The sequence below is a fragment of the Pseudomonas kermanshahensis genome (assembly GCF_014269205.2).
In the GTDB taxonomy this organism is placed as follows: Bacteria; Pseudomonadota; Gammaproteobacteria; order Pseudomonadales; family Pseudomonadaceae; genus Aquipseudomonas; species Aquipseudomonas kermanshahensis.
Genome location: NZ_JABWRY020000001.1, coordinates 4,930,976 through 4,952,343, shown reverse-complemented (window position 1 = coordinate 4,952,343; position 21,368 = coordinate 4,930,976). Strand labels below are relative to the sequence as shown.

19 protein-coding genes are annotated in these 21,368 nt (G+C 63.7%); 5 read left to right on the top strand and 14 right to left on the bottom strand.

The genetic code is table 11. The features are described from left to right. Positions 1-57: 57 nt before the first annotated feature. The 13 genes from HU764_RS22200 to dksA form a co-directional block, all read right to left on the bottom strand. Complete coding sequence (locus HU764_RS22200; RefSeq protein ID WP_099455344.1) at positions 58-927, bottom strand: oxygenase MpaB family protein; 870 nt, start codon at positions 925-927, stop codon at positions 58-60. Between the two features lie 41 nt (positions 928-968). Further along, positions 969-2,903, bottom strand: coding sequence for an acetate--CoA ligase (acs, locus tag HU764_RS22195; protein WP_186702311.1), 1,935 nt, complete (start codon positions 2,901-2,903; stop codon positions 969-971). 131 nt (positions 2,904-3,034) lie between these two features. Continuing rightward, complete coding sequence (locus HU764_RS22190) at positions 3,035-3,364, bottom strand: hypothetical protein (protein ID WP_225935674.1); 330 nt, start codon at positions 3,362-3,364, stop codon at positions 3,035-3,037. Between the two features lie 164 nt (positions 3,365-3,528). After that, positions 3,529-5,193, bottom strand: coding sequence for a glucose-6-phosphate isomerase (gene pgi / locus HU764_RS22185; protein WP_217835014.1), 1,665 nt, complete (start codon positions 5,191-5,193; stop codon positions 3,529-3,531). A gap of 143 nt (positions 5,194-5,336) precedes the next feature. Then, positions 5,337-6,200 carry a pantoate--beta-alanine ligase gene (panC, locus tag HU764_RS22180; RefSeq protein WP_027595013.1) on the bottom strand — a complete coding sequence of 288 codons (864 nt, stop codon included), beginning with the start codon at positions 6,198-6,200 and terminating at the stop codon, positions 5,337-5,339. Then, positions 6,197-6,997, bottom strand: a complete 801-nt coding sequence (panB, locus tag HU764_RS22175) for a 3-methyl-2-oxobutanoate hydroxymethyltransferase (protein WP_027595012.1) — start codon at positions 6,995-6,997, stop codon at positions 6,197-6,199. The genes panC and panB overlap by 4 nt, the downstream gene beginning before the upstream one ends. A gap of 250 nt (positions 6,998-7,247) precedes the next feature. Continuing rightward, positions 7,248-7,727: a 2-amino-4-hydroxy-6-hydroxymethyldihydropteridine diphosphokinase gene (gene folK / locus HU764_RS22170; protein ID WP_027595011.1), complete on the bottom strand. Its 480-nt coding sequence runs from the start codon at positions 7,725-7,727 to the stop codon at positions 7,248-7,250. After that, positions 7,724-9,112 carry a polynucleotide adenylyltransferase PcnB gene (locus tag HU764_RS22165; RefSeq protein WP_027595010.1) on the bottom strand — a complete coding sequence of 463 codons (1,389 nt, stop codon included), beginning with the start codon at positions 9,110-9,112 and terminating at the stop codon, positions 7,724-7,726. Before HU764_RS22165 ends, folK begins: the two co-directional genes overlap by 4 nt. A gap of 808 nt (positions 9,113-9,920) precedes the next feature. Further along, on the bottom strand, positions 9,921-11,360 hold the full coding sequence (locus tag HU764_RS22160; RefSeq protein ID WP_027595009.1) for a sigma-54-dependent transcriptional regulator: 1,440 nt from the start codon (positions 11,358-11,360) through the stop codon (positions 9,921-9,923). 4 nt (positions 11,361-11,364) lie between these two features. Beyond that, positions 11,365-14,340 (bottom strand): sensor histidine kinase, encoded by a 2,976-nt coding sequence (locus HU764_RS22155; RefSeq protein WP_027595008.1) that lies wholly within the window; start codon positions 14,338-14,340, stop codon positions 11,365-11,367. Further along, entirely contained in the window at positions 14,324-14,500 is a 177-nt protein-coding gene (locus tag HU764_RS22150) for a hypothetical protein (RefSeq protein WP_003250005.1), read from the bottom strand. Before HU764_RS22150 ends, HU764_RS22155 begins: the two co-directional genes overlap by 17 nt. Positions 14,501-14,726: 226 nt before the next feature. After that, positions 14,727-15,614, bottom strand: coding sequence for a tRNA glutamyl-Q(34) synthetase GluQRS (gene gluQRS / locus HU764_RS22145; RefSeq protein WP_027595007.1), 888 nt, complete (start codon positions 15,612-15,614; stop codon positions 14,727-14,729). Between the two features lie 63 nt (positions 15,615-15,677). Continuing rightward, on the bottom strand, positions 15,678-16,124 hold the full coding sequence (dksA, locus tag HU764_RS22140; protein ID WP_027595006.1) for an RNA polymerase-binding protein DksA: 447 nt from the start codon (positions 16,122-16,124) through the stop codon (positions 15,678-15,680). 210 nt (positions 16,125-16,334) lie between these two features. Between dksA and HU764_RS22135 the strand changes: the two genes are divergently transcribed. Both HU764_RS22135 and sfsA read left to right on the top strand, forming a co-directional pair. Further along, positions 16,335-17,507 (top strand): pyridoxal phosphate-dependent aminotransferase, encoded by a 1,173-nt coding sequence (locus tag HU764_RS22135; protein WP_186683307.1) that lies wholly within the window; start codon positions 16,335-16,337, stop codon positions 17,505-17,507. Further along, a complete protein-coding gene (gene sfsA / locus HU764_RS22130; protein WP_186683306.1) occupies positions 17,507-18,220 on the top strand; it encodes a DNA/RNA nuclease SfsA in 714 nt (237 codons plus the stop codon). Before HU764_RS22135 ends, sfsA begins: the two co-directional genes overlap by 1 nt. Here the strand turns inward: sfsA and HU764_RS22125 are convergent. Then, complete coding sequence (locus HU764_RS22125) at positions 18,210-18,527, bottom strand: Rieske (2Fe-2S) protein (RefSeq protein WP_186683304.1); 318 nt, start codon at positions 18,525-18,527, stop codon at positions 18,210-18,212. The genes sfsA and HU764_RS22125 overlap by 11 nt on opposite strands. Before the next feature lie 149 nt (positions 18,528-18,676). On the opposite strand from HU764_RS22125, the gene HU764_RS22120 reads away from it, so the two are divergent. The 3 genes from HU764_RS22120 to HU764_RS22110 are packed head-to-tail and all read left to right on the top strand — an operon-like array spanning position 18,677 to position 21,362. Next, complete coding sequence (locus HU764_RS22120) at positions 18,677-19,561, top strand: heme/hemin ABC transporter substrate-binding protein (protein ID WP_186683302.1); 885 nt, start codon at positions 18,677-18,679, stop codon at positions 19,559-19,561. 50 nt (positions 19,562-19,611) lie between these two features. Then, positions 19,612-20,595, top strand: coding sequence for a FecCD family ABC transporter permease (locus HU764_RS22115; protein WP_172960433.1), 984 nt, complete (start codon positions 19,612-19,614; stop codon positions 20,593-20,595). After that, complete coding sequence (locus tag HU764_RS22110) at positions 20,595-21,362, top strand: heme ABC transporter ATP-binding protein (RefSeq protein ID WP_186683300.1); 768 nt, start codon at positions 20,595-20,597, stop codon at positions 21,360-21,362. Before HU764_RS22115 ends, HU764_RS22110 begins: the two co-directional genes overlap by 1 nt. Positions 21,363-21,368: the final 6 nt, after the last annotated feature.

Here is a 21,368-nt window from a genome sequence, read left to right as displayed (position 1 = left end):
CAGGAGTGCTTGGAGTATGGCAGGTTAAATCAGTTCCGCTGAGGCGACCGATTCGCCTCATTCGATGCCCATTCGCCGTTTCGCTCGGTGCGCCGAACCATCGCGCATGGCCCAGCGCAAAACCGGTGCAGTGCGTTGCAGGCCGAGGCGGATCAGGCGCCGCTGCAATGGCCCGTGCTGCAGCCCGAGCATGGCTTGGGCCCAGTCGGGCAGCAGGTCGATGCCGGCGTTCAGCATGAGCTTGCCGACAGGTTGTGCCAGGCGGCTGGGCGCCGGGGCGGCAAGCAGGATGTCGACCACCTCATGGCTACGGGCATCGCACTGCAGCTGCGGGCGCATGTGCCTGAGGTAGTCCTCGACCTGCTGGCAGGAGCGCGGCACATCGCGCGCGCCCAGGCGTTCGGCGATCAGGGCAATCTCGTTGTAGTAGGCATCCTGCTCGGCGCGGGGCAGGTGCGGGTTGCGGTAACGCAGGTGGGCCGCGAGGAAGCTGCTGACTTCGGCCACATGCACCCAGGTCAGCAAGCCAGGATCACTGGCGGCATACGGGCGGCCATCGGCGGCGGTGCCGGTGACTTGCAGGTGGATGGTGCGGACTTTTTCGATCAGCCACTCGGCGTCGCGGGTCGAGCCAAAGGTGGTGCCGGAGATGAACTGGCTGGTGCGACGCAAGCGGCCGAGCAGGTCTTGGCGAAAGTTCGAATGGTCCCACACGCCGGCCAACGCCAGCGGGTGCAGCAGTTGCAGCATGAGGGCACTGATACCGCCGACCAGCATGCTTGGGAAATCGCCGTGCACTTGCCAGCTGATGCTCTGCGGGCCAAACAGCCCAGGGTCGCCCTTGGGCGATTCCAGGTCGAGCTGGCCGAGGGCCAGCCCGGTAAGGCTCATGACCTGGGTTTCGATGCGGCGGCGAAGGGCTTCCATGGCGACCTGTCGTTCAGGGCGGCCATGAAAGGGGCCGCCAGCTAATGGTTGAGACGTGTGTCGATCAAGCCCTGAACCACACTCGGGTCGGCCAGGGTCGAGGTATCGCCCAGGTTTTCCAGCTCGTTGCAGGCGATTTTGCGCAGTATACGCCGCATGATCTTGCCCGAGCGGGTTTTGGGCAGCGCCGGTGCCCACTGGATCAGTTCCGGTTTGGCGAAGCTGCCGATTTCTTTGCTGACCAAGGCCAGCAGTTCGGCCTTGAGCGCGTCGCTTGGGTCGACGCCGTTCATGGGGGTGACAAAGGCATACACGCCCTGGCCCTTGAGGTCATGGGGGTAGCCGACCACTGCGGCTTCGGCGACGCTGTCGTGCAACACCAGCGCGCTTTCCACTTCAGCGGTGCCGATGCGGTGGCCGGAGACGTTGATCACGTCGTCGATGCGCCCGGTGATCCAGTAGTCGCCGTCGGCATCGCGGCGTGCGCCGTCGCCGGTGAAGTAGTAGCCGGGCATGGGTTTGAAGTAGGTTTCGACCATGCGCTGGTGGTCACCATAAACGCTGCGAATCTGCCCGGGCCAGCTGGCTTTGATGGCCAGCACGCCAGCGCCAGGGCCTTCAATGGGGGTGCCTTTTTCATCCAGCAGCACCGGCTGTACGCCGAACATCGGTTGGGTCGCGCAACCCGGTTTGAGCCGTTGCGTGCTGGGCAGGGGCGTGAGCATGATGCCGCCGGTTTCGGTCTGCCACCAGGTATCGACGATCGGGCAGCGCTTTTGGCCGACTTCCTCGAAGTACCATTCCCACGCTTCCGGGTTGATCGGTTCGCCGACGCTGCCGAGCAGGCGCAGGCTTTTGCGTGAGGTGCTCTGGAGGGGCTCGGAGCCTTCGCGCATCAGGGCGCGCAAGGCCGTTGGCGCGGTGTAGAAGATGTTGACCTGATGCTTGTCGACCACCTGCCAGAAGCGCGAGGTGTCGGGGTAGTTGGGTACGCCTTCGAACATCAGCGAAATCGCGCCATTGGCCAGCGGGCCATAGACGATATAGCTGTGGCCGGTGACCCAGCCTACATCGGCAGTGCACCAGAACACTTCGCCCTCGCGGTAATCGAACACCACCTTGAAGGTCATGGTGGCCTGCAGCAGGTAGCCGGCAGTGGTGTGCAGAACGCCTTTGGGTTTGCCGGTGCTGCCGGAGGTGTAGAGGATGAACAGTGGGTCTTCGGCCGCCATCGGTTCAGGTGGGCAGTCGTCGCCAGCGTGTTCCGTCACTTGGTGATACCAGAGGTCGCGGCCCTCGCTCCAGGCCACATCACCCCCCGTGCGTCGGACGACGAATACGCTGCTGACATTCGGGCAGTTGGCCAGGGCCTTGTCGACGTTCACCTTCAGTGGAATACGCTTGCCACCGCGGATGCCTTCATCGGCGGTGATCACGGTACGGCAGTCGGCATCGAGGATGCGGTCACGCAGGGCATCGGGCGAGAAGCCGCCGAACACCACCGAGTGCACGGCGCCCAGCCGGGTGCAGGCGAGCATGGCGAAGGCGGCCTCGGGAATCATCGGCATGTAGATACACACCCGGTCGCCTTTTTTCACGCCGCGTGCCTTCAGGGCGTTGGCCAAGCGGCAGACCTGGCGGTGCAGTTCGCGGTAGGTGATGGCTTTGGCGTCTTGCGGGTCATCGCCCTCCCAGAGCAGGGCGGTCTGTTCACCACGCTTGGCCAGATGGCGATCGATGCAGTTGTAGCTCACGTTCAACTGGCCACCGTCGAACCAGCGTGCCTGGCCGGTTTTCAGGTCGCACTGTTGCACGCTCGACCAGGGTTTGATCCAGTCCAGGCGTTTGGCCTGTTCGGCCCAGAAGGTGTCGGGGTCTTCCACCGATTGGCGGTAGAGGCGGCGGTAATCGTCGTCAGTGAGGGCGGCGGACTGGCTGACGGCCAGGGCCTGGGGGTAGTCGCGGATATCGAACATGGCGGGTGGTCCTTGCGCTTGTCGGGGGCGATGGACTGCAACGGCTATTCGATGGACAAGTGTAGTCAGGCGGGGTTCGTCTGGATGAGAAAGACAAAGGGCCCACCATGACGGTGAGCCCTTTGTGGGGGTCAGTTGGCGGACGGGCGACCGACCTTCCAATAAATGTAACCGAGCCCGATTGGCGCGATGAAGATGGCCAAGAACCAGCACATGAACATGGTGATGACCTTGACCAGCAGCATAAGCAGCGCGGGCACGACGAACAGGTTGTTGCCCATGATGAAGCCGACGATGCTTTCGTAAACGAAGCGCGCGTAGGGATACAGCAGCGTGCTGATCACCGCCATGCTGATTTCGCCAACGGGCAGATCGGGCGAGGCGTTGACTTTGCCGCTGATGAAAATCGCGCCGATGATGGCGCCGAACACCAGTTGACGGAAGTAATAGCCTGATTTCATGCTGCCAAATATCGTGGCCTTCAGCCTGTCCATAAGATCCCTCTCATACTCGGATTTGTTGAAGTGGCGCACCTTAGCAAGATGTAACCGTATGTGCCAGGCCGTGAATGAGAAGGCGTGATGGGTTTCTGTGGGGTAAGGGCCGCTGAGCGGCCCCTGTGTCATCAACCGCGGTGACGGCCGCGGAAGTAGTTGATCAGGCCCTGGGTAGAGCCATCTTCGGCGCTGTCTTCCTGGCTGCCGACAAGGCGCTGGTAGACACCTTTGCCCAGCTCTTTGCCCAGCTCCACGCCCCATTGGTCGAAGGCGTTGATGCCCCAGATCACGCTCTGCACGAAGACCTTGTGCTCATACATCGCCACCAGTGCGCCCAGGCGGCGTGGGCTGATGCGCTCTACCACCAGGGTGTTGCTCGGGCGGTTGCCCGGGATCACCTTGTGCGGGGCCAGCTTTTCGATGTCGGCTTCGTTCAGGCCTTTGGCGCGCAACTCGGTCTCGGCTTCATCGCGGGTTTTGCCGAGCATCAGCGCCTGGCTCTGCGACAGGCAGTTGGCGTACAGCCACTGATGGTGGTCGGCCACCGGGTTGAAGCTCACCACCGGCACGATGAAGTCAGCAGGAATAAGGTGGGTACCCTGGTGCAGCAACTGGTGGTAGGCGTGCTGGCCGTTACAGCCCACGCCACCCCAGATCACCGGGCCGGTTTCGGTATGCACCGGCGAGCCGTCCTGCAGCACGCTCTTGCCGTTGGACTCCATGTCCAGCTGTTGCAGGTGCTTGGTGATGTTGCGCAGGTAGTGGTCGTACGGCAGGATCGCGTGGCTGCGGGCGCCCCAGAAGTTTCCATACCAGACGCCCAGCAGGGCCAGCAGCACCGGCATGTTCTTGTCGAACGGCGCGGTCTGGAAGTGCTGGTCCATGGTGTAGGCACCCGACAGCAGCTCCTTGAAGTTGGCGGTGCCGATGGCCAAGGCGATCGGCAGGCCGATGGCCGACCACAGCGAATAGCGCCCACCCACCCAGTCCCACATCGGGAAGATGTTCTCTTCACGGATACCGAAGGCGACGGCGGCGGCCTTGTTGCTGGAGACGGCGATGAAGTGGCGATACAGCTCTGCTTCCGAGCCGCCCTGGGCCAGGTACCAGGTGCGCGCGGCCATGGCGTTCTTCAGTGTTTCGAGGGTGTTGAACGATTTCGACGACACAATGAACAGGGTGGTTTCGGCGCGCAGGTTGGCCGACAGTTCGTGGAACTCACTGCCGTCGATGTTCGCCAGGTAATGGCAGCGTACGCCGCGTTGTGCGTAGGGCAGCAGCGCTTCGGAGACCAGTTCCGGGCCGAGGAACGAGCCGCCGATGCCGATGTTGACCACGTCGGTGATCGGCTTTTCGCTGTAACCGCGCCACAGGCCATCGTGGATGCGCCCGACCAGCTCGGTGATCTGGTTGAGCACCTTGTGCACTTCCGGCATCACGTTGACGCCGTTGACACTGAGCTTGTCGCCCACCGGGCGGCGCAGGGCGGTGTGCAGCACCGGACGGCCTTCGGAGGCGTTGATGATCTCGCCGCTGAACATCGACTTGATCGCATCCTGCAGGCCGACTTCGTTGGCCAGGTTCACCAGCAGGTCACGGCTTTGCTCGGTGATCAGGTTTTTCGAGTAGTCGAGGAACAGGCCGCAGCTGCTCAGGGAGAACTGATCAAAACGCTTGGCATCGGCGGCGAAGGCTTCACGCATGCTGAAGTCTTGCATGGCGTCGCGGTGTTGCTGAAGCGCCTGCCAGGCGGGCAGGGCCGTCACATCATGGGGAGTACGGTAATACGCCATTGCTCAGGGTTCCTTGGTGCGTTGTGAGGCCTTGGACATTGGCCACGGCTGTCAGTTGCAGGCAGTCATTATAGGCATTGGCGGCGCGGGGGGAATGGGGGCGTGAGCGGTTATGAAGGGGCCGCGAGGCAGCCCCCGAAGGTTTACGCGGTCTTGTCTTCCACGTGCAGGTACAGGTTGTCGATCAACCGGGTGTTACCCAGGTAAGCGGCGGCAATCACCACCAGGTCGCGATCATCGATCATGGCCGGGCGCAGGCTCACGGCATGGCGCACTTCCAGGTAGTCCGGGCGGAACCCGGCGGCGGTCAGTTGCGCCTGGCCGTCGGCGACCAGCGCGGCAAAATCACGCTGGCCACGGCCAATGGCCGCCCCGATGTGCTGCAGGGTGCGGTACAGCGCAGGTGCGGTAACACGCTGCTCGGGGGTGAGGTAACCATTGCGTGACGACAGCGCCAGGCCATCGTCGGCGCGCACGGTCGGCTCACCGATGATCTGGATGGGCATGTTCAGGTCGCGCACCATGGCGCGGATTACCGCCAGCTGCTGGAAGTCTTTTTCGCCGAACACGGCCAAGTCTGGCTGGACCATGTTGAACAGCTTGCTGACCACTGTCGCCACACCCTCGAAATGCCCTGGCCGGCTGGCGCCGCACAGGCCTTCGGAAAGGTGGGGGACGCTGACCCGGGTTTGCACGCTCATGCCGTCGGGGTACATCTCTTCGACGGTTGGCGCGAACAGCAGGTTGCAGCCGGCCTGGAGCAAGCGCTCCTGGTCGGCTGCAAGGGTACGTGGGTAGGTGGCGAGGTCTTCGTTAGCGCCGAACTGCAGCGGGTTGACGAAGATACTGGCAACGACAAAGTCGGCCCGCTGGGCGGCCTTGGTCACCAGCGCGGCATGGCCGCTGTGCAGGTTGCCCATGGTCGGCACGAACGCGATGCGCTTGCCTTCGCCACGCGCGCGGCCAACGGCGGCGCGCAGTTCACGGACAGTCTTGACTGTGTTCATGCGCTGAACCCGTGTTCGCTGGCAGGGAAGCTTACGTCCTTGACCGCCGTCACGTAGGCGGCGAGGGCGCTTTCGATGTCCGGCTGGCCGGCCATGAAGTTTTTCACGAACTTCGGCACCCGGCCGCTCAGCGACAGGCCAAGCATGTCGTGCAGGACCAGCACCTGGCCGTCGGTCGCGCTACCGGCGCCAATGCCGATGACCGGAATGCTCACGGCCTGGGTGATTTCTGCCGCCAGTTCGCTCGGTACGCACTCCAGCAGCAGCATGGCCGCGCCGGCCTGTTCCAGGGCAATGGCGTCGGCACGCATCTGCCGCGCCTGGGCTTCCTGACGGCCCTGCACCTTGTAACCGCCCAGTACATTGACGGTTTGTGGGGTCAGGCCCATGTGCGCGCACACCGGCACGCCACGTTCAGCCAGCAGACGAATGGTCTCGGCCAGCCAGGCAGCGCCTTCGAGCTTGATCATGTGGGCGCCGGCCTGCATCAGCGTGGCGCAGTTGGCAAAGGCCTGTTCGGGGGTGGCGTGGGCCATGAACGGCAGGTCGGCCAGAATCAGCGCGCCATCGTTGCCACGCTTGACGCAGGCAGTGTGGTAGGCCATTTCCTGGGTGGTGACAGGCAGCGTGCTGTCATGGCCCTGCAGGACCATCCCCAGCGAGTCGCCCACCAGCAACACTTCGACACCGGCCTGGCTGGCAACCTTGGCGAAGGTCGCGTCGTAGCAGGTCAGCATGGTGATTTTTTCACCCTTGGCCTTCAGGCCATGCAGGGTGGTCAGGGTTACTTCAGGCATGTAGGAAAATCCTCGTTCAGGCGCTGTTAAAACGACTGCATACAACGCGTGTAGTCATCTTCCGGAGCGGCACATCATCGCGCGTGATGTTCGGGCACAGGTCCGTCCGGGCCTAAATACGGGTATGCGGCACTTGGGTGCCACACGGGACGCCTATAGTCGTGAGCGAGGTGGGGGAAGTCAATCACCCTGTTACCGCATTGTTACGATCAGGGTGTTACTGGCGTTACCGCCGCCTGCAGCGCCCGAATTACAGGCGCTCGAGGCCGACGAACGGGCAGGCGCTGATGAGTTGGGCGAGGTCGCGGCCATCGGGCAGGCAGAAGCCTGCGGGCACCAGTTCGGCCAATGGGTAGAGCACGAAGGCGCGGGCGTGCATATGGTAGTGCGGCACCTGCAGGCGCGGCACGTCGATCAGGTGGTCGCCGAACAGCAGGATATCCAGGTCGAGCGTGCGCGGGCCCCAACGCTCTTTGCGCACACGGCCCTGGTCGTTTTCGATGGCCTGCAAGGCATCGAGCAGCGCCAGCGGCTCGAGCGAGGTGTCGAGCGCAGCCACAGCATTGGTGTAGCGCGGCTGGCCAGGCAGCAGCGAGTCACTGGTGAACAGGCTCGAGGTGGCCACTAGGCGGGTGCCGGTGGCCTGGTCGAGCGCCTGGAAAGCGTTCTGCAGTTGTTCTGCAGGCTCGTCCAGGTTGCTGCCCAGGCCGATGTAGGCGCGCGTGGTCACTCGAACGCCTCTTCGCCACCACGCTTACGCTTGCTGGCGCTACGTTTGCGCTTGCGCGGGCCAGCGCCAGTGCCTTCGTCACGGCTGCCCAGCTCGCGAATCATCTCGCGGCGCTCGCTGTCATTGGCATCCTGGTAGTCAGTCCACCATTGGCCGAGGTCGTCGGTTTCTTCACCCGCGCTTTCACGCAGCAGCAGGAAGTCGTAACCGGCACGGAAGCGCGGGTTGTCGAGCAACTGGTCGGCACGTTTGCCGCTGCGGCGTGGCAGGCGTTCCTGCATGTCCCAGATTTCGCGGATCGGCAGGGTGAAACGCTTCGGGATGGCAATGCGTGCGCATTGTTCGGCGATCAGGTCGTGAGCCGCGCCGTTCATGGCCGGGATCGGTGGCACACCTTGGTTTTGCAGGTGCAGCACACGGGCCGGCAGGGCGGGCCAGAGCAGCGCAGCGAAGAGGAAGGCCGGGGTCACCGGCTTGCCCTGCTTCACACGCAGATCGGTGTTGTTCAGCGCCTGGCTGATCAGGGTGTGGGTGTAGGTGGGGCGCTCGTCCAGGGCATGCGCGCTGGCCGGGAACAACGGCTCGAACAGCTGCAGGTCGACCAGCATTTCGAAGGCCATCGCACCTTGGCCGGAGAGGAACAGCTTGAGGCTTTCCTCGAACAGGCGTGCAGGGGGGATTTCGCGCAGCATCGGGGCCAGTTCGCGGATCGGCTGGACCGTGTGCTTTTCGATGCCGAAGTCGAGCTTGGCAGCGAACCGCACGGCCCGCAGCATGCGCACCGGGTCTTCCTGGTAGCGATGGGTCGGGTCACCGATCAGGCGCAGCAGGCGGTTACGCACATCGTGCACCCCGTTGGCGTAATCGAGGATGCGTTCGCTGACCGGATCGTAGTAGAGGGCATTGATGGTGAAGTCGCGGCGTTGCGCGTCTTCTTCCAAGGTGCCGTACACGTTGTCACGCAGGATGCGACCACTGGCGTTGTGCGACGAACGGTGGGTATCACCTTGATCGTCTTCCGAGTGGTGGGCGCGGAAGGTGGCGACTTCGATGATCTCACGGCCGAAATGCACGTGGACCAACTTGAAGCGGCGACCAATGATACGCGCGTTACGGAACTCGGCACGGACCTGTTCAGGGGTGGCGCTGGTGGCGACGTCGAAGTCTTTTGGGGTGATGCCAAGCATCAGGTCGCGGACACAGCCACCGACCAGGTAAGCCTGGTAGCCCGCACTCTGCAGGCGCTCTACGATGTTCACCGCGTGGCGGCTGAACTGGTGGCGTTGCAGCGAGTGTTGGCTCTTGTTGATCACCTCAGGCGTGGTGCGCCTGTGGTGCTGGCCCGGTACGGGAGGGCGGAACGACTGGAACAGCTTCTTCAGCATGGGATGCACTGTTTGAAGGAATGTTCGGCCAAGAATAGGAGAATGGCCGCATGATGGGCGGGGATTCTAGCATTTACTCAAGGAATGGTGTAGGCGGGTAGCAGGATGCCTGCCAGAAGGGAGAAACGACAAGGGGAGCCTAAGCTCCCCAAGAAGTCGTTGCGTGCTCTTATTATTTTTTTGCTGGGCTTCTTGTTTTTGTTGAGTGCCCTGTCCACAAATCGCAAAGCTTGTGGACGACCCCTAATCCAGGGGTAAAGAGCAAACGGATTGCTTTGGCCGCTGATGTCACGTTGATCTGTCGATCCAACCAGTTCAGGCGCTGCTTTTTAGTGCAGTTTTTGTTGTTCTCTGCCTGGTCGTGGGGCAAGCCCCAAACACGCATCCTCTCCAAAAGAATCAGTTAGCTGCGCCTCCGCCGTCTTGTTTTTATTGTGCGTGAGCCGTTTCGTCTTGTTCTTATTCTGAGTTGCAGTGCTTGTTATTGTTTTTGTACTAAGCATATAGCAGGTGCCGTGCCAACTTTTCGAAACCCAATGAAATCAAGGGCTTGGAGGTTTTCGCGGGTTTTTGGCAGGCCGAAAATGGCGGGGTTTCGTTACCGTACACCTCGGGAACTGTTACGCCTGAAAGCTTGGGTAACAGATTTTCGCGGGTACTGATGTGTTACCTGGGGTGTGCGTAGTGGTTTTTGCCGGCCCTTTCGCGGGCAAGCCCGCTCCCACAGGTTCTTTACCGTTCTCAAAGGCGGTGAAGAATCTGTGGGAGCGGGCTTGCCCGCGAAAGGGCCGGTCAGGCCCAAAGCGTGTTACTCGCTGGTGGCGTTGCTCTTGCGCCGCGGGATACCCAGGCGCTGGCGGCGTTCCCACAGGCATTTGCGGCTGACGCCAAGCTTGCGGGCAAGCTCGGTCTCGGTCATGTGGTCCTGGTGCTCGAGCACGAAGTGCTGGAAGTAATCCTCCAGCGACAAGTCCTCGGTAGGCTCATGGCTGGCATTGCCCGCACTGGCCACGGCCAGGGCGTTGTCGAGGATGTCGTCGTCTTCCAGGTCGCTCAGCTCGATGTCGATACCCAGCAGGTCGGCGGAAATTTCTGCGCTCTCGCTCAGAATCACCGCACGCTCCACGGCGTTTTCCAGCTCGCGCACGTTACCCGGCCAGCTGTAATGACGAATCGCTTGCTCGGCATCGGCGGAAAAATGCAGGTCATCCCGGCCAATCCGTGCGCTCTGGCGGGCCAGGAAGGCACTGGCGATTTCGTTGACGTCGCTGCCACGCTCGCGCAGGGCAGGTAACTTCAGGGCGATCACGTGCAGGCGGTAATAAAGGTCTTCACGGAACTGGCCGGCCTTGGCCAGGTTTTTCAGGTCGCGGTGGGTGGCCGCGATCAGGCGCACATCAACCTTCTGCGATTGCACCGAGCCCACCCGGCGGATTTCGCCTTCCTGCAACACGCGCAACAGGCGCGCCTGGGCTTCGAGGGGCAATTCGCCGATTTCGTCGAGGAACAAGGTGCCGCCGTCCGCCGCTTCGACCAGCCCGGCGCGCCCTGCGCTGGCGCCGGTGAAGGCGCCTTTTTCGTGGCCGAACAGCTCGGACTCGATCAGGGTCTCGGGGATGGCCGCGCAGTTCACTGAGATCATCGGTGCCTTGGCCCGGCGTGACAGGTTGTGCAGGGCACGGGCGACCAGCTCTTTACCGGTACCCGATTCGCCCTGGATCAGGACATTGGAATCGGTCGGTGCGACCTTGCGGATCTTGCTGTACATGTCCTGCATGGGCGGGCACGAGCCGATGATGCCGATCTCGCCGTTGGCAGACGCGCTATTACCTTTGTCGGCCGCGGCCGCCTTGCCGTTGCCCCGCGGTTCTGCAGCCGGTGCGGCAGCAGGCGCGTTTTGCCGGTCGCGCAGGATGCGCGCCACGGCCTGGAGCATCTCGTCGTGGTCGAAGGGCTTGGCGATGTAGTCCACCGCGCCCATTTTCATCGAGTCCACCGCCGAGCGCAGGCTGGCGTAGCTGGTCATGATCAGCACTGGGGTGCCTTGGCCAAGCTTGATCAGCTCGGTGCCAGGCGCGCCTGGCAGGCGCAGGTCGCTGACGATCAGGTCGAAGGTGGCAATGCTGAAGCGTTCCTGGGCTTCCTGCACCGAGCCGGCTTCGCTGACCTGGTACTGGTTCCGCTCGAGCAGGCGACGCAGGGCCGAGCGGATGATGGTTTCGTCTTCGACGATCAGAATATGCGGCATTGATTCAATTCTCTCGACGGTCTCGAATTTCAGGGGACGTCGCTACGACATGCCGGGGCAGGGTCACGCGGATCCGGGTGCCACGTTGCCGTTCGATGTCGGCAGGGCTGTCGATGGTGATTTGCCCATAATGCTCTTCCACGATGGAATAGACCAGAGCGAGCCCCAGTCCGGTTCCTTCGCCCGGGTCTTTGGTGGTGAAGAAGGGCTCGAACAGGCGGTCCATGATGCTCTTCGGGATCCCGCTGCCTTCGTCTTCGACAATCAAGTCGACGGTGTGCTCGAAGACGGAGCTGCGCACACGCACGGCACTGCCGGGCGGTGAGGCGTCGCGGGCGTTGGAGAGCAGGTTGATCAGCACCTGGGCCAGGCGCTGCGGGTCACCTTCGGCCCAGTGTTCCGGGTCGCAGAGGTTGAAGAACTGGACTTCGAAATTGCGCCGGTTCAGCGCCAGCAGCCCAATGGCATCCTGCGCCACTTCGGCCAGGCACACCGGCTCTTCGCTGTTCTGATGGCTGCCACCGGCATGGGCGAAGCTCATCAACGACTGGACGATGCGCGACACCCGTTTGGTCTGTTCAAGAATCTGGCTCGACAGCTCGGTGATCTCGCCATCGCCCTCGCGTTCCTCGCGCAGGTTCTGCGCCAGGCAGGCGATGCCGGTGATCGGGTTGCCGATTTCGTGGGCCACGCCGGCCGCCAGGCGGCCAATGCTGGCCAGGCGCTCGGAGTGCACCAGCTTGTCTTCCAGGGCCTGGGTTTCGGTCAGGTCCTCGACCAGCAGCACCAGGCCACTGTTACCCGGCGCCAAGGGCTCGTCGATGGCGGCCTTGTGCAGGTTCAGCCAGCGAGGCTGCCCGTCGAGGGCCAGGCGTTGCTTGTGCAGGTGTTCGTCGGGCACGTCGATGAAGCCCTGCAGCAGGCCGCGCCAAGGTTCGCCGATGGTCACCAGGCGCGAGCCGACCACGTGCTTGGCGGCGATGCCGGTCAGCTCTTCCATGGCCTTGTTCCACATCAAGATCTCTTGGTCCTTGGCCAGGGAGCAGACGCCCATGGGCAGTTCCTGCAGGGTCTGGCGGTGGTAGCGGCGCAGGGCGTCGAGTTCGGCGGCAAGGCCGGTCAGGCGCGAGTGATAGTCTTCCAGGCGGCTTTCGATGAAGTGGATGTCTTCAGTGACATAGTTTTCGTTGCCGGATTTGTAGGGCAGGAAGGTCTCGACCATGTCCTGGGCCACGCTCGGCCCCATCAGGCCCGACAGGTTGGCCTCGATGCGGTCGCGCAGGCGGCGCAACGCATAGGGGCGGCGCTCGTCGAAGGGCAGGTAGAGGTCGCGCAGGGCCTGTTCGACTTCTTTCTGCGCAGCCTTGGCGCCCAGTGGCTTGGCCAGCTGGGTGGCAAATTCCTGTGGCGAAGCCGCGTGCAGCTCGCGGCGCTGCGGGCGGCGCACGTTGTCCACCGCGCACGCTTCGGCGGCGCTGGCTTCTTCACTGCTGGCATTGGTGAACAGCGAAATCAGGGTGAACAGCAAGACGTTTGCCGCCAGCGAGGCGATGGCCGCCATGTGCCAGCTGGTGTCGTCGAGGACGTAGATCATGTCCAGCAGCGGAATGTAGAAGCCCTGCAGGTTGCCCAGTAGCGGCAGCAGCATGGTCACCAGCCACACCAGGGTGCCGGCCAGCAGGCCTGCGATGAAACCGCGGCGATTGGCGGTAGGCCAGTACAGCACCGACAACACGCCCGGCAGGAACTGCAAGGTGGCGACGAAAGCGACGATGCCCAGGTTGGCCAGGCTCTGGTGGTTGTTCTGGGTCAGGTAGAACATGAAGCCGGCGGTGATGATGGCGACGATCAGCGCGCGGCGGGTCCATTTCAGCCAGCGGTAGATGTTGCCTTCGGCCGGCGGCTGGTAAAGCGGCAGCACCAGGTGGTTGAGGGCCATGCCCGACAGCGCCAGGGTAGTGACGATGATCAGCCCGCTGGCCGCTGACAGCCCGCCGATATAGGCCAGCAGCGCCAGTGCTTTATTGTTGGCAGCAATGCCCAACCCCAGCGTGAAGTATTCCGGGTTGGTGCTGGCGCCCAGGCGCAGACCGGCCCACAGCACCAGCGGCACGGCCAGGCTCATCAGCAGCAGGAACAGCGGCAGGCCCCAGCTGGCGCTGACCAACGAGCGCGGGTTGAGGTTTTCGGTGAAGGCCATGTGATACATGTGCGGCATGACGATGGCCGAGGCGAAGAACACCAGCAGCAGGGTGCGCCATGGCCCTTCCTGCAGCGGTGTGTGCAGCGCGGCCAGGGCGGTCTGGTTCTGCAGCAGCCACACTTCCAGCCCATGCGGGCCGCCAAACACACCGTACAAGGCGTACAGGCCGATGCCGCCCAGCGCCAGCAGCTTGATCACCGATTCGAAGGCAATGGCGAATACCAACCCTTCATGCTTCTCGCGCGTGGCGATGTGCCGCGAGCCGAAGAAGATGGTGAACAGAATGATCAGCGCACAGAAGGCGAATGCCACCCTGGCCTTGACCGGCTCGCCGGTCAGGATGCTGATCGAGTCGGCCACCGCCTGGATTTGCAGGGCCAGCAATGGCAGTACCCCGATCAGCATGATCAGGGTGGTCAGCGCGCCGGCCCAGGTGCTGCGGAAACGAAACGCCAGCAGGTCGGCCAGCGACGACAGCTGATAGGTGCGGGTGATCTTGAGGATCGGGTAAAGCAGCACCGGCGCCAGCAGGAAGGCCCCGGAGACCCCCAGGTAGCAGGCCAGGAAGCCATACCCGTACTGGTAGGCCAGGCCGACCGAGCCATAGAAGGCCCAGGCACTGGCATACACGCCCAGCGACAGGGTGTAGGTCAGCGGGTGGCGAATAATTGAGCGGGGTATCAGCCCACGCTCGCTGATCCAGGCCACGCCGAACAGCACCATGAGGTACGCGGCACTGATCAGGATCATCTGGGTCAGGCTAAAGCTCATCGGCATCTCGTTGGCTCTGCAGGATGAAGGTGACGACGATCAGGATCAGCCAGAGCAGGTAGGGGCGGTACCAGGCTCCGGTCGGTTCGATCCACCAGTCCATGATGGCCGGGGAGAACAGGTAGATCCCCACGACCAGAAGCAGGACCAAACGATAGATGTACATGCTGGCCTCGATGGTTGGGCGCTGCGGGCTTGGACTTATTATTGGCGCAAAAGAGTGGGCGGATGCTAGCGGGAATCGGTAGGGTTAGCCAAGGGTTTGAAATTATTGGGCTTTTGATTTTGAGGGGAAGTTGCCTGTTCCGGCCTCTTCGCGGGCAAGCCCGCTCCCACAGAAACGGTGCGGAACCTGTGGGAGCGGGCTTGCCCGCGAAGAGGCCGGACCTGCGTCAGTGCAAATCAGCCTCTGGAACAGAGGCCTGCCGGGCAATCGCCTCTGGCCGCCACTGCTTGCGGGCTACTGCCAGTACTTCAGCCGGCGTTGCCAGCAGCAACTCCGGCTCCGTTTCCTGCCCCAATGCCCGCAATGCGCGCAGCAGCAAAGGCGTCGCATGTTCCGGCTGCAGCGGCGGCGAGCGGTACGACTTGCCCAGCTTGTGCCCATCTGGCTGCACGATCAGCGGAATATGCAGGTAACGCGGCTGTGAGAACCCCAGCAGCTCTTGCAGGTAGAGCTGGCGCGGTGTGTTGTCGAGCAGGTCGGCCCCACGCACGATATCGGTAACACCTTGCCAGGCATCATCCAGCACCACTGCCAGCTGATATGCATACAGCCCGTCACGGCGCTGGATGACGAAATCACCCACCTCGCGCCCCAGGTGTTGCTGGAACTCACCCTGGACCCGGTCGGTGAACCGGTAGATCAACTCTGGCACCCGCAGACGGATCGCCGCGCCCTCGCGTGCATGCCCGGCGTTGCGGCACAAGCCTGGGTAAATGCCGTTGTGCCCTTCCAGCTGTTTGCGCGAGCAGGTGCAGGCGTAGGCCAGGCCCATGTTGAACAGGCGGTCGACCACTGCTGCATAAGCCTCATGGCGCTGGCTCTGGAACACCACCTCGCCATCCCACTCCAGGCCGTAACGCTCCAGGGTCTGCAAGATAGCGTCGCGGGCCCCGGGCATTTCCCGCGGCGGGTCGGTGTCTTCCATGCGCAGCAGCCAGCGGCCGTTGACGGCGCGGGCGTCGAGCCAGGAGGCGAGGGCGGCGACCAGCGAGCCGAAATGCAGAAAGCCGCTGGGGGTAGGGGCGAAGCGCCCGATGTAGCTGGAGTCGTTCATGGCGGTCGTGCGTCTGAAAATGAAACGGGGCGCAAGATGCGCCCCGTTTGGGTGGGAAAAGGATCAGCCTTTGCCGACTGTTTTTTCCTTTTTCTCCGCGATTTCCTTGCAGTCGAAGCACAGGTCGGCGGTTGGGCGGGCTTCGAGGCGACGCAGGCCGATCTCGATGCCGCAGGACTCACACCAGCCGTACTCTTCGTCCTGGATCTTCTGCAGGGTCTTGTCGATCTTCTTGATCAGCTTGCGCTCGCGATCGCGGTTACGCAGCTCCAGGGCGAACTCTTCTTCCTGGCTGGCACGGTCGGCCGGGTCTGGGAAGTTGGCCGCTTCGTCCTTCATGTGGGTCACGGTCTGATCCACGCTCGTCATCAACTCAAGCTTCCAGGCACCCAGAAGTTTGGTGAAATGCTTGCGCATGGGCTCCCCCATGTACTCCTCGCCCTTGCTTTCTTTATAGGGCTCTACACCGTACATGGACTGACTGGTTTTTTGCTTTTCTACGGTGGACATGAATAGACCGCCTCTCACTCATCTGATCCAATGCGCAGGATGCTCCATCTCCGGCACCCGCCGGCCCTGCGACTGCGAGCCGCCGAACTTACCAGATAGATCGGGGGTGCGCTACCCCGCCCGATCCTGCTAATGGACAGCGGCGCGAGCCACACGTTCGGTAGCGTGCAGAGGTAGAATCTCCAGTTTAGACGCAATTGAGAGAAGGTCATGGCCCACCCTTACAGTGCGCGCAGCCGCGCCATCGAACCCTTTCACGTCATGGCGTTGCTGGCGCGGGCCAACGAGCTGCAGGCGGCCGGCCATGATGTGATCCACCTGGAAATCGGCGAACCGGACTTCACCACGGCCGCGCCGATCGTCGAGGCCGGCCAGGCCGCATTGGCCGCGGGCCACACCCGCTATACCGCCGCCCGTGGCCTGCCGGCGCTGCGCGATGCGATCGCCGGCTTCTATGGGCAGCGGTACGGCGTAAATGTCGATCCTGAGCGCATTCTGATTACGCCGGGCGGTTCTGGCGCACTGTTGTTGGCCAGCAGCCTGTTGGTAGACCCAGGCAAGCACTGGTTGCTGGCTGACCCGGGCTACCCCTGCAATCGCCACTTCCTGCGCCTGGTCGAAGGCGGCGCGCAGCTGGTGCCGGTGGGGCCTGAGGTCAACTACCAACTCACCGCCGACCTGGTTGACCGCTATTGGGACAAAGACACGGTCGGGGCCCTGGTCGCCTCGCCAGCCAACCCGACCGGGACGGTACTGAACCGTGACGAGTTGGCCAGCCTGTCGCGCGCTACCCGTGAACGCCATGGCCACCTGGTGGTGGACGAGATTTACCACGGGCTGACCTACGGCATGGACGCGCCCAGCGTGCTGGAAGTGGACGATGGGGCGTTTGTCCTGAATAGTTTTTCGAAGTATTTCGGCATGACCGGCTGGCGCCTGGGATGGCTGGTCGCGCCGCCCGGCGCGGTGGCAGACCTGGAGAAGCTTGCACAGAACCTGTACATCAGCGCCCCCAGCATGGCCCAGCATGCTGCGCTGGCGTGCTTCCAGCCGCAAACCCTGGCGATTCTGGAAGAGCGACGCGCCGAGTTCGCCCGTCGCCGCGACTACCTGTTGCCAGCCCTGCGCGAGCTGGGCTTTGGCATCGCCGTCGAGCCCGAGGGGGCTTTCTACTTGTACGCCGACATCAGCGCCTTCGGCGGCGATGCCTTTGCGTTCTGCCGGCACTTCCTCGAAACCGAGCACGTGGCCTTTACCCCCGGCCTGGATTTTGGTCGCCACCTGGCGGGGCATCATGTGCGTTTTGCCTACACCCAGAGCCTGCCGCGCCTGGAACAGGCCGTGCAGCGTATCGCCCGCGGCCTACGGAGCTGGCAAGGCTGATGGCGTTTTTTCCTCCACTCGAGCAGGGGCGCCTACTGCGGCGCTACAAACGGTTTTTGGCGGACATCGAGCTGGCCAATGGCGAGCAAATGACCATCCATTGCCCGAACACTGGGTCCATGCTCAATTGCATGCGCGAAGGCGGGCAGGTGTGGTTCAGCCGCTCCAACGACCCCAAGCGCAAGCTGCCAGGCACCTGGGAGATCAGTGAAACGCCCCAGGGCCGCCTGGCCTGCGTGAACACCGGGCGCGCCAACGCATTGGTTGAAGAGGCGCTGCGTGCCGGGGTTATCAGCGAGCTGGCCGGTTTCACCGCACTCAGGCGTGAAGTGGCGTATGGCGAAGAGGGCAGCCGCATCGATTTTCGCCTGGAGTTCGACACCGGCCCGGCCTATGTCGAAGTCAAGAGCGTGACCCTGGGCTACCCCGAAACCGCCGTCGCGGCCTTCCCCGACGCTGTTACCCAGCGCGGTGCCAAGCACCTGCGTGAGCTGGCGACGTTGGCTCGCCAAGGTGTGCGTGCGGTGCAGTTGTACTGCGTGAACCTGACCGGCGTCGACGCCGTGCGCCCGGCCGAGGAAATCGACGCGGGCTACGCCCAGGCCTTGCGCGCCGCCGTGGCTGAAGGCGTGGAGGTGCTGGCGTACGGCACTTACCTGGATGCCGAACGTATCGTCATCGACCGCCCCTTACCTGTACTGCTCAACCCTTGAGCCAGATGCCCTGACTGTCTTCATGGCAGCCCAGGGCCTGCAGGCTGTCGCCCTCGCACGGCCCGGCCACGCATTCGCCGCTTTCTATCAGGAACAAAGCGCCATGATGGGCGCAGTGAATCAGGCTGGCGCTGTCATCGAGAAAGGCATCTGCAGCCCAGTTCAGTGGGATGCTGCGGTGTGGGCAGCGGTTGCGATAGAGGTACACCTGGCCCTGGCGGCGCACGCCGAACAGGTCGACGCCGTCTACGCTGAAGGCGCGGCTGTGGCCCTCGGCCAATGAGCTGGAGGTACAAAGGAAGTGCATGGCAAGGACGACTCGTGAAACACGTGATGGCTTGACGCTTCAATGCGAATAATTATCAAATTGCCCGCATTCTATGCGCCCGGCTGTCTATGGTGCGCAGTTCCGCCGCCCGCCACAAGGCGCGCGGCCCGCCTTCAGAAGGAAATCCGATGATGCGCCGTCCCGCTGCCCTGATCGTCCTGTGCGCAGGCCTTGTGCTGTCCACCCAGGCCTTGGCTGCCGAACTGCCGCAGCGATGGGTCAGCGCCGGTGGTGCGCTGAGCGAGTGGGTCACTGCGCTGGGCGGCGAATCACGCCTGGTCGGTGTCGATACCACCAGCCAGCACCCCGCATCGCTGAAGGCGCTGCCGAGCGTCGGCTATCAGCGCCAGTTGTCCGCCGAAGGCATTCTCAGCCTGCGCCCAGATGTGTTGGTGGGCACCGAAGAAATGGGCCCGCCGCCGGTGTTGGCGCAGATTCGCAAGGCGGGTGTGCGGGTAGAGTTGTTCTCCAGCAAGGCCGAACTGGATGCGGTCGATCAGAACCTCAAGCACCTGGGCCAGTTGCTGGGTGCCGAGCCACAAGCCACCGCGTTGGCGGCGGGCTATCGTCAGCAGTTGGATGCGTTGCAGGCTCAGGTCAAACACGCCCAGGCAGGCCAGAAGGCGCCCGGGGTGTTGCTGCTTGTGGGCCATGCCGGTGCCAAGCCGCTGATCGCAGGGCAAGGCACTGCCGGTGATTGGCTGCTACGCCAGGCCGGGGCGCACAACCTGGCCGAGCATCAGGGCTACAAGAACTTCTCCAATGAGGCACTGGCGGCGCTGGACCCGGATGTAGTGGTGTTCTCCGACCGTGCGTTGGCCGACGAGCAGGCGCTGCAAGCGCTGCTGAAGGAAAACCCAGCGCTGGCGGCCTCTCGCGCCGTGCTTGAACAGCGCCTGGTGTCGCTCGACCCGACGCTGCTGGTTGGCGGCCTTGGGCCACGCCTGCCAGCGACCCTGCGCTCGTTGGCCGCCACCTTCTACCCGGCAGCCAAGGGCAGTTTCGCTCAATGAGACAACGCGTTCAGCCACGCACATTGATCATCTGCCTGAGCGTGCTGTGCCTGTTGGCGGTGTGGCTGTCCCTGGCCCTGGGGCCGGTCAGCCTGCCGCTGTTCGATACCTTGCGCGCTGGGCTGCGCTTGTTGGGGCTGCCGATCGCCGGTGATGGCCTGCAGCAAGCGGAAATGATCCTCGGCCAGATTCGCCTGCCGCGCACCTTGCTGGGGCTGGCGGTGGGGGCGGTGCTGGCGCTGTCCGGCGTGGCCATGCAGGGGCTGTTCCGCAACCCGTTGGCCGACCCAGGGCTGGTAGGCGTCGCCGCCGGGGCGGCAATGGGCGCTGCAGTGGCTATTGTCGGCGGCAGTTGGTTTGGCGGAATGCCGGAGGTGCTGGCGCCTTATCTGCTGTCACTGTGCGCCTTCATTGGCGGGCTTGGGGTGACCGCGCTGGTCTATCGCCTGGGGCGGCGCGACGGCCAGACCAATGTCGCCACGATGCTGCTGGCCGGCGTGGCCATGACCGCGCTGGGCGGCGCGGCGGTGGGGCTGTTCTCCTACCTGGCCGATGACGCCACCTTGCGCACCCTGACGTTCTGGAACCTGGGCAGCCTCAACGGTGCCAGTTACGAGCGGCTGTGGCCGCTGTTGATGGTGGCTACCGGCGTGGCGCTGTGGTTGCCGCGGCGCGCCCGGGCGCTGAATGCCTTGCTGCTGGGGGAGTCGGAGGCGCGGCACCTGGGTATCGAGGTAGAGCGGCTCAAGCGCGAATTGGTGTTCTGTACCGCGCTGGGTGTCGGCGCGGCGGTGGCGGCGGCGGGGCTGATCGGCTTCATCGGGCTGGTGGTGCCGCACCTGGTGCGCTTGCTGGCAGGGCCTGATCACCGTGTGGTGTTGCCGGCCTCGCTGTTGGCGGGCGGCGTACTGATGCTGTTTGCCGACCTGGCGGCCCGGCTGGTGCTGGCGCCAGCCGAACTGCCGATCGGCATTGTCACTGCGTTTATCGGTGCGCCGTTTTTCCTGTTTCTGCTGATGCGAGGGCGCAGCTGATGTTGCAAGTCGAGGGCCTGCACCTGCGGCGGGGAAGCAACGAGGTACTCCACGACATCCACCTGCAATTGACCCCGGGGCAGGTGGTGGGCGTGCTCGGCCCCAACGGCGCGGGCAAGAGCAGCTTGCTGGGGGTGCTGTGTGGCGAGCTGGCGCCCGGCCAAGGGCATGTGACCTTGCAGGGCCGGCCGTTGGCCGATTGGGCAGGGCAGGAGCGGGCCAGGCGCCTGGCGGTGTTGCCGCAAGTGTCCAGCCTGGGCTTCTCGTTCAGGGTCGAGGAAGTGGTGGGCATGGGGCGGATGCCGCATGGCAGTGGCCAGGTGCGCGACGCCGAGATCGTCGAAGCAGCCTTGCGTGCAGCGGACGCCTGGCACCTGCAGGGGCGCAGCTACCTGGCGCTGTCGGGCGGTGAGCGGCAGCGGGTACACCTGGCGCGCGTGCTGGCCCAGCTGTGGCCAGGTGAGCAGGGGACTACGCTGTTGCTTGATGAGCCGACGTCGATGCTCGACCCACTGCATCAGCACACGACCCTGCAAGCGGTGCGGCGCTTTGCCGACCGAGGCGCTGCGGTGCTGGTGATCCTGCATGACCTGAACCTGGCGGCACGCTACTGTGACCGTATTTTGTTGCTTGAGCAGGGCCGCTGCCATGCCTTGGCATCCCCCGACGAAGTGCTGACGCCTGGGGCATTGAAGGCGGTGTTCGGTATCGATGTGCTGGTACAGGCTCATCCGGAGCGCGGCCACCCGCTGATCATCACCCGCTAGGAGGCA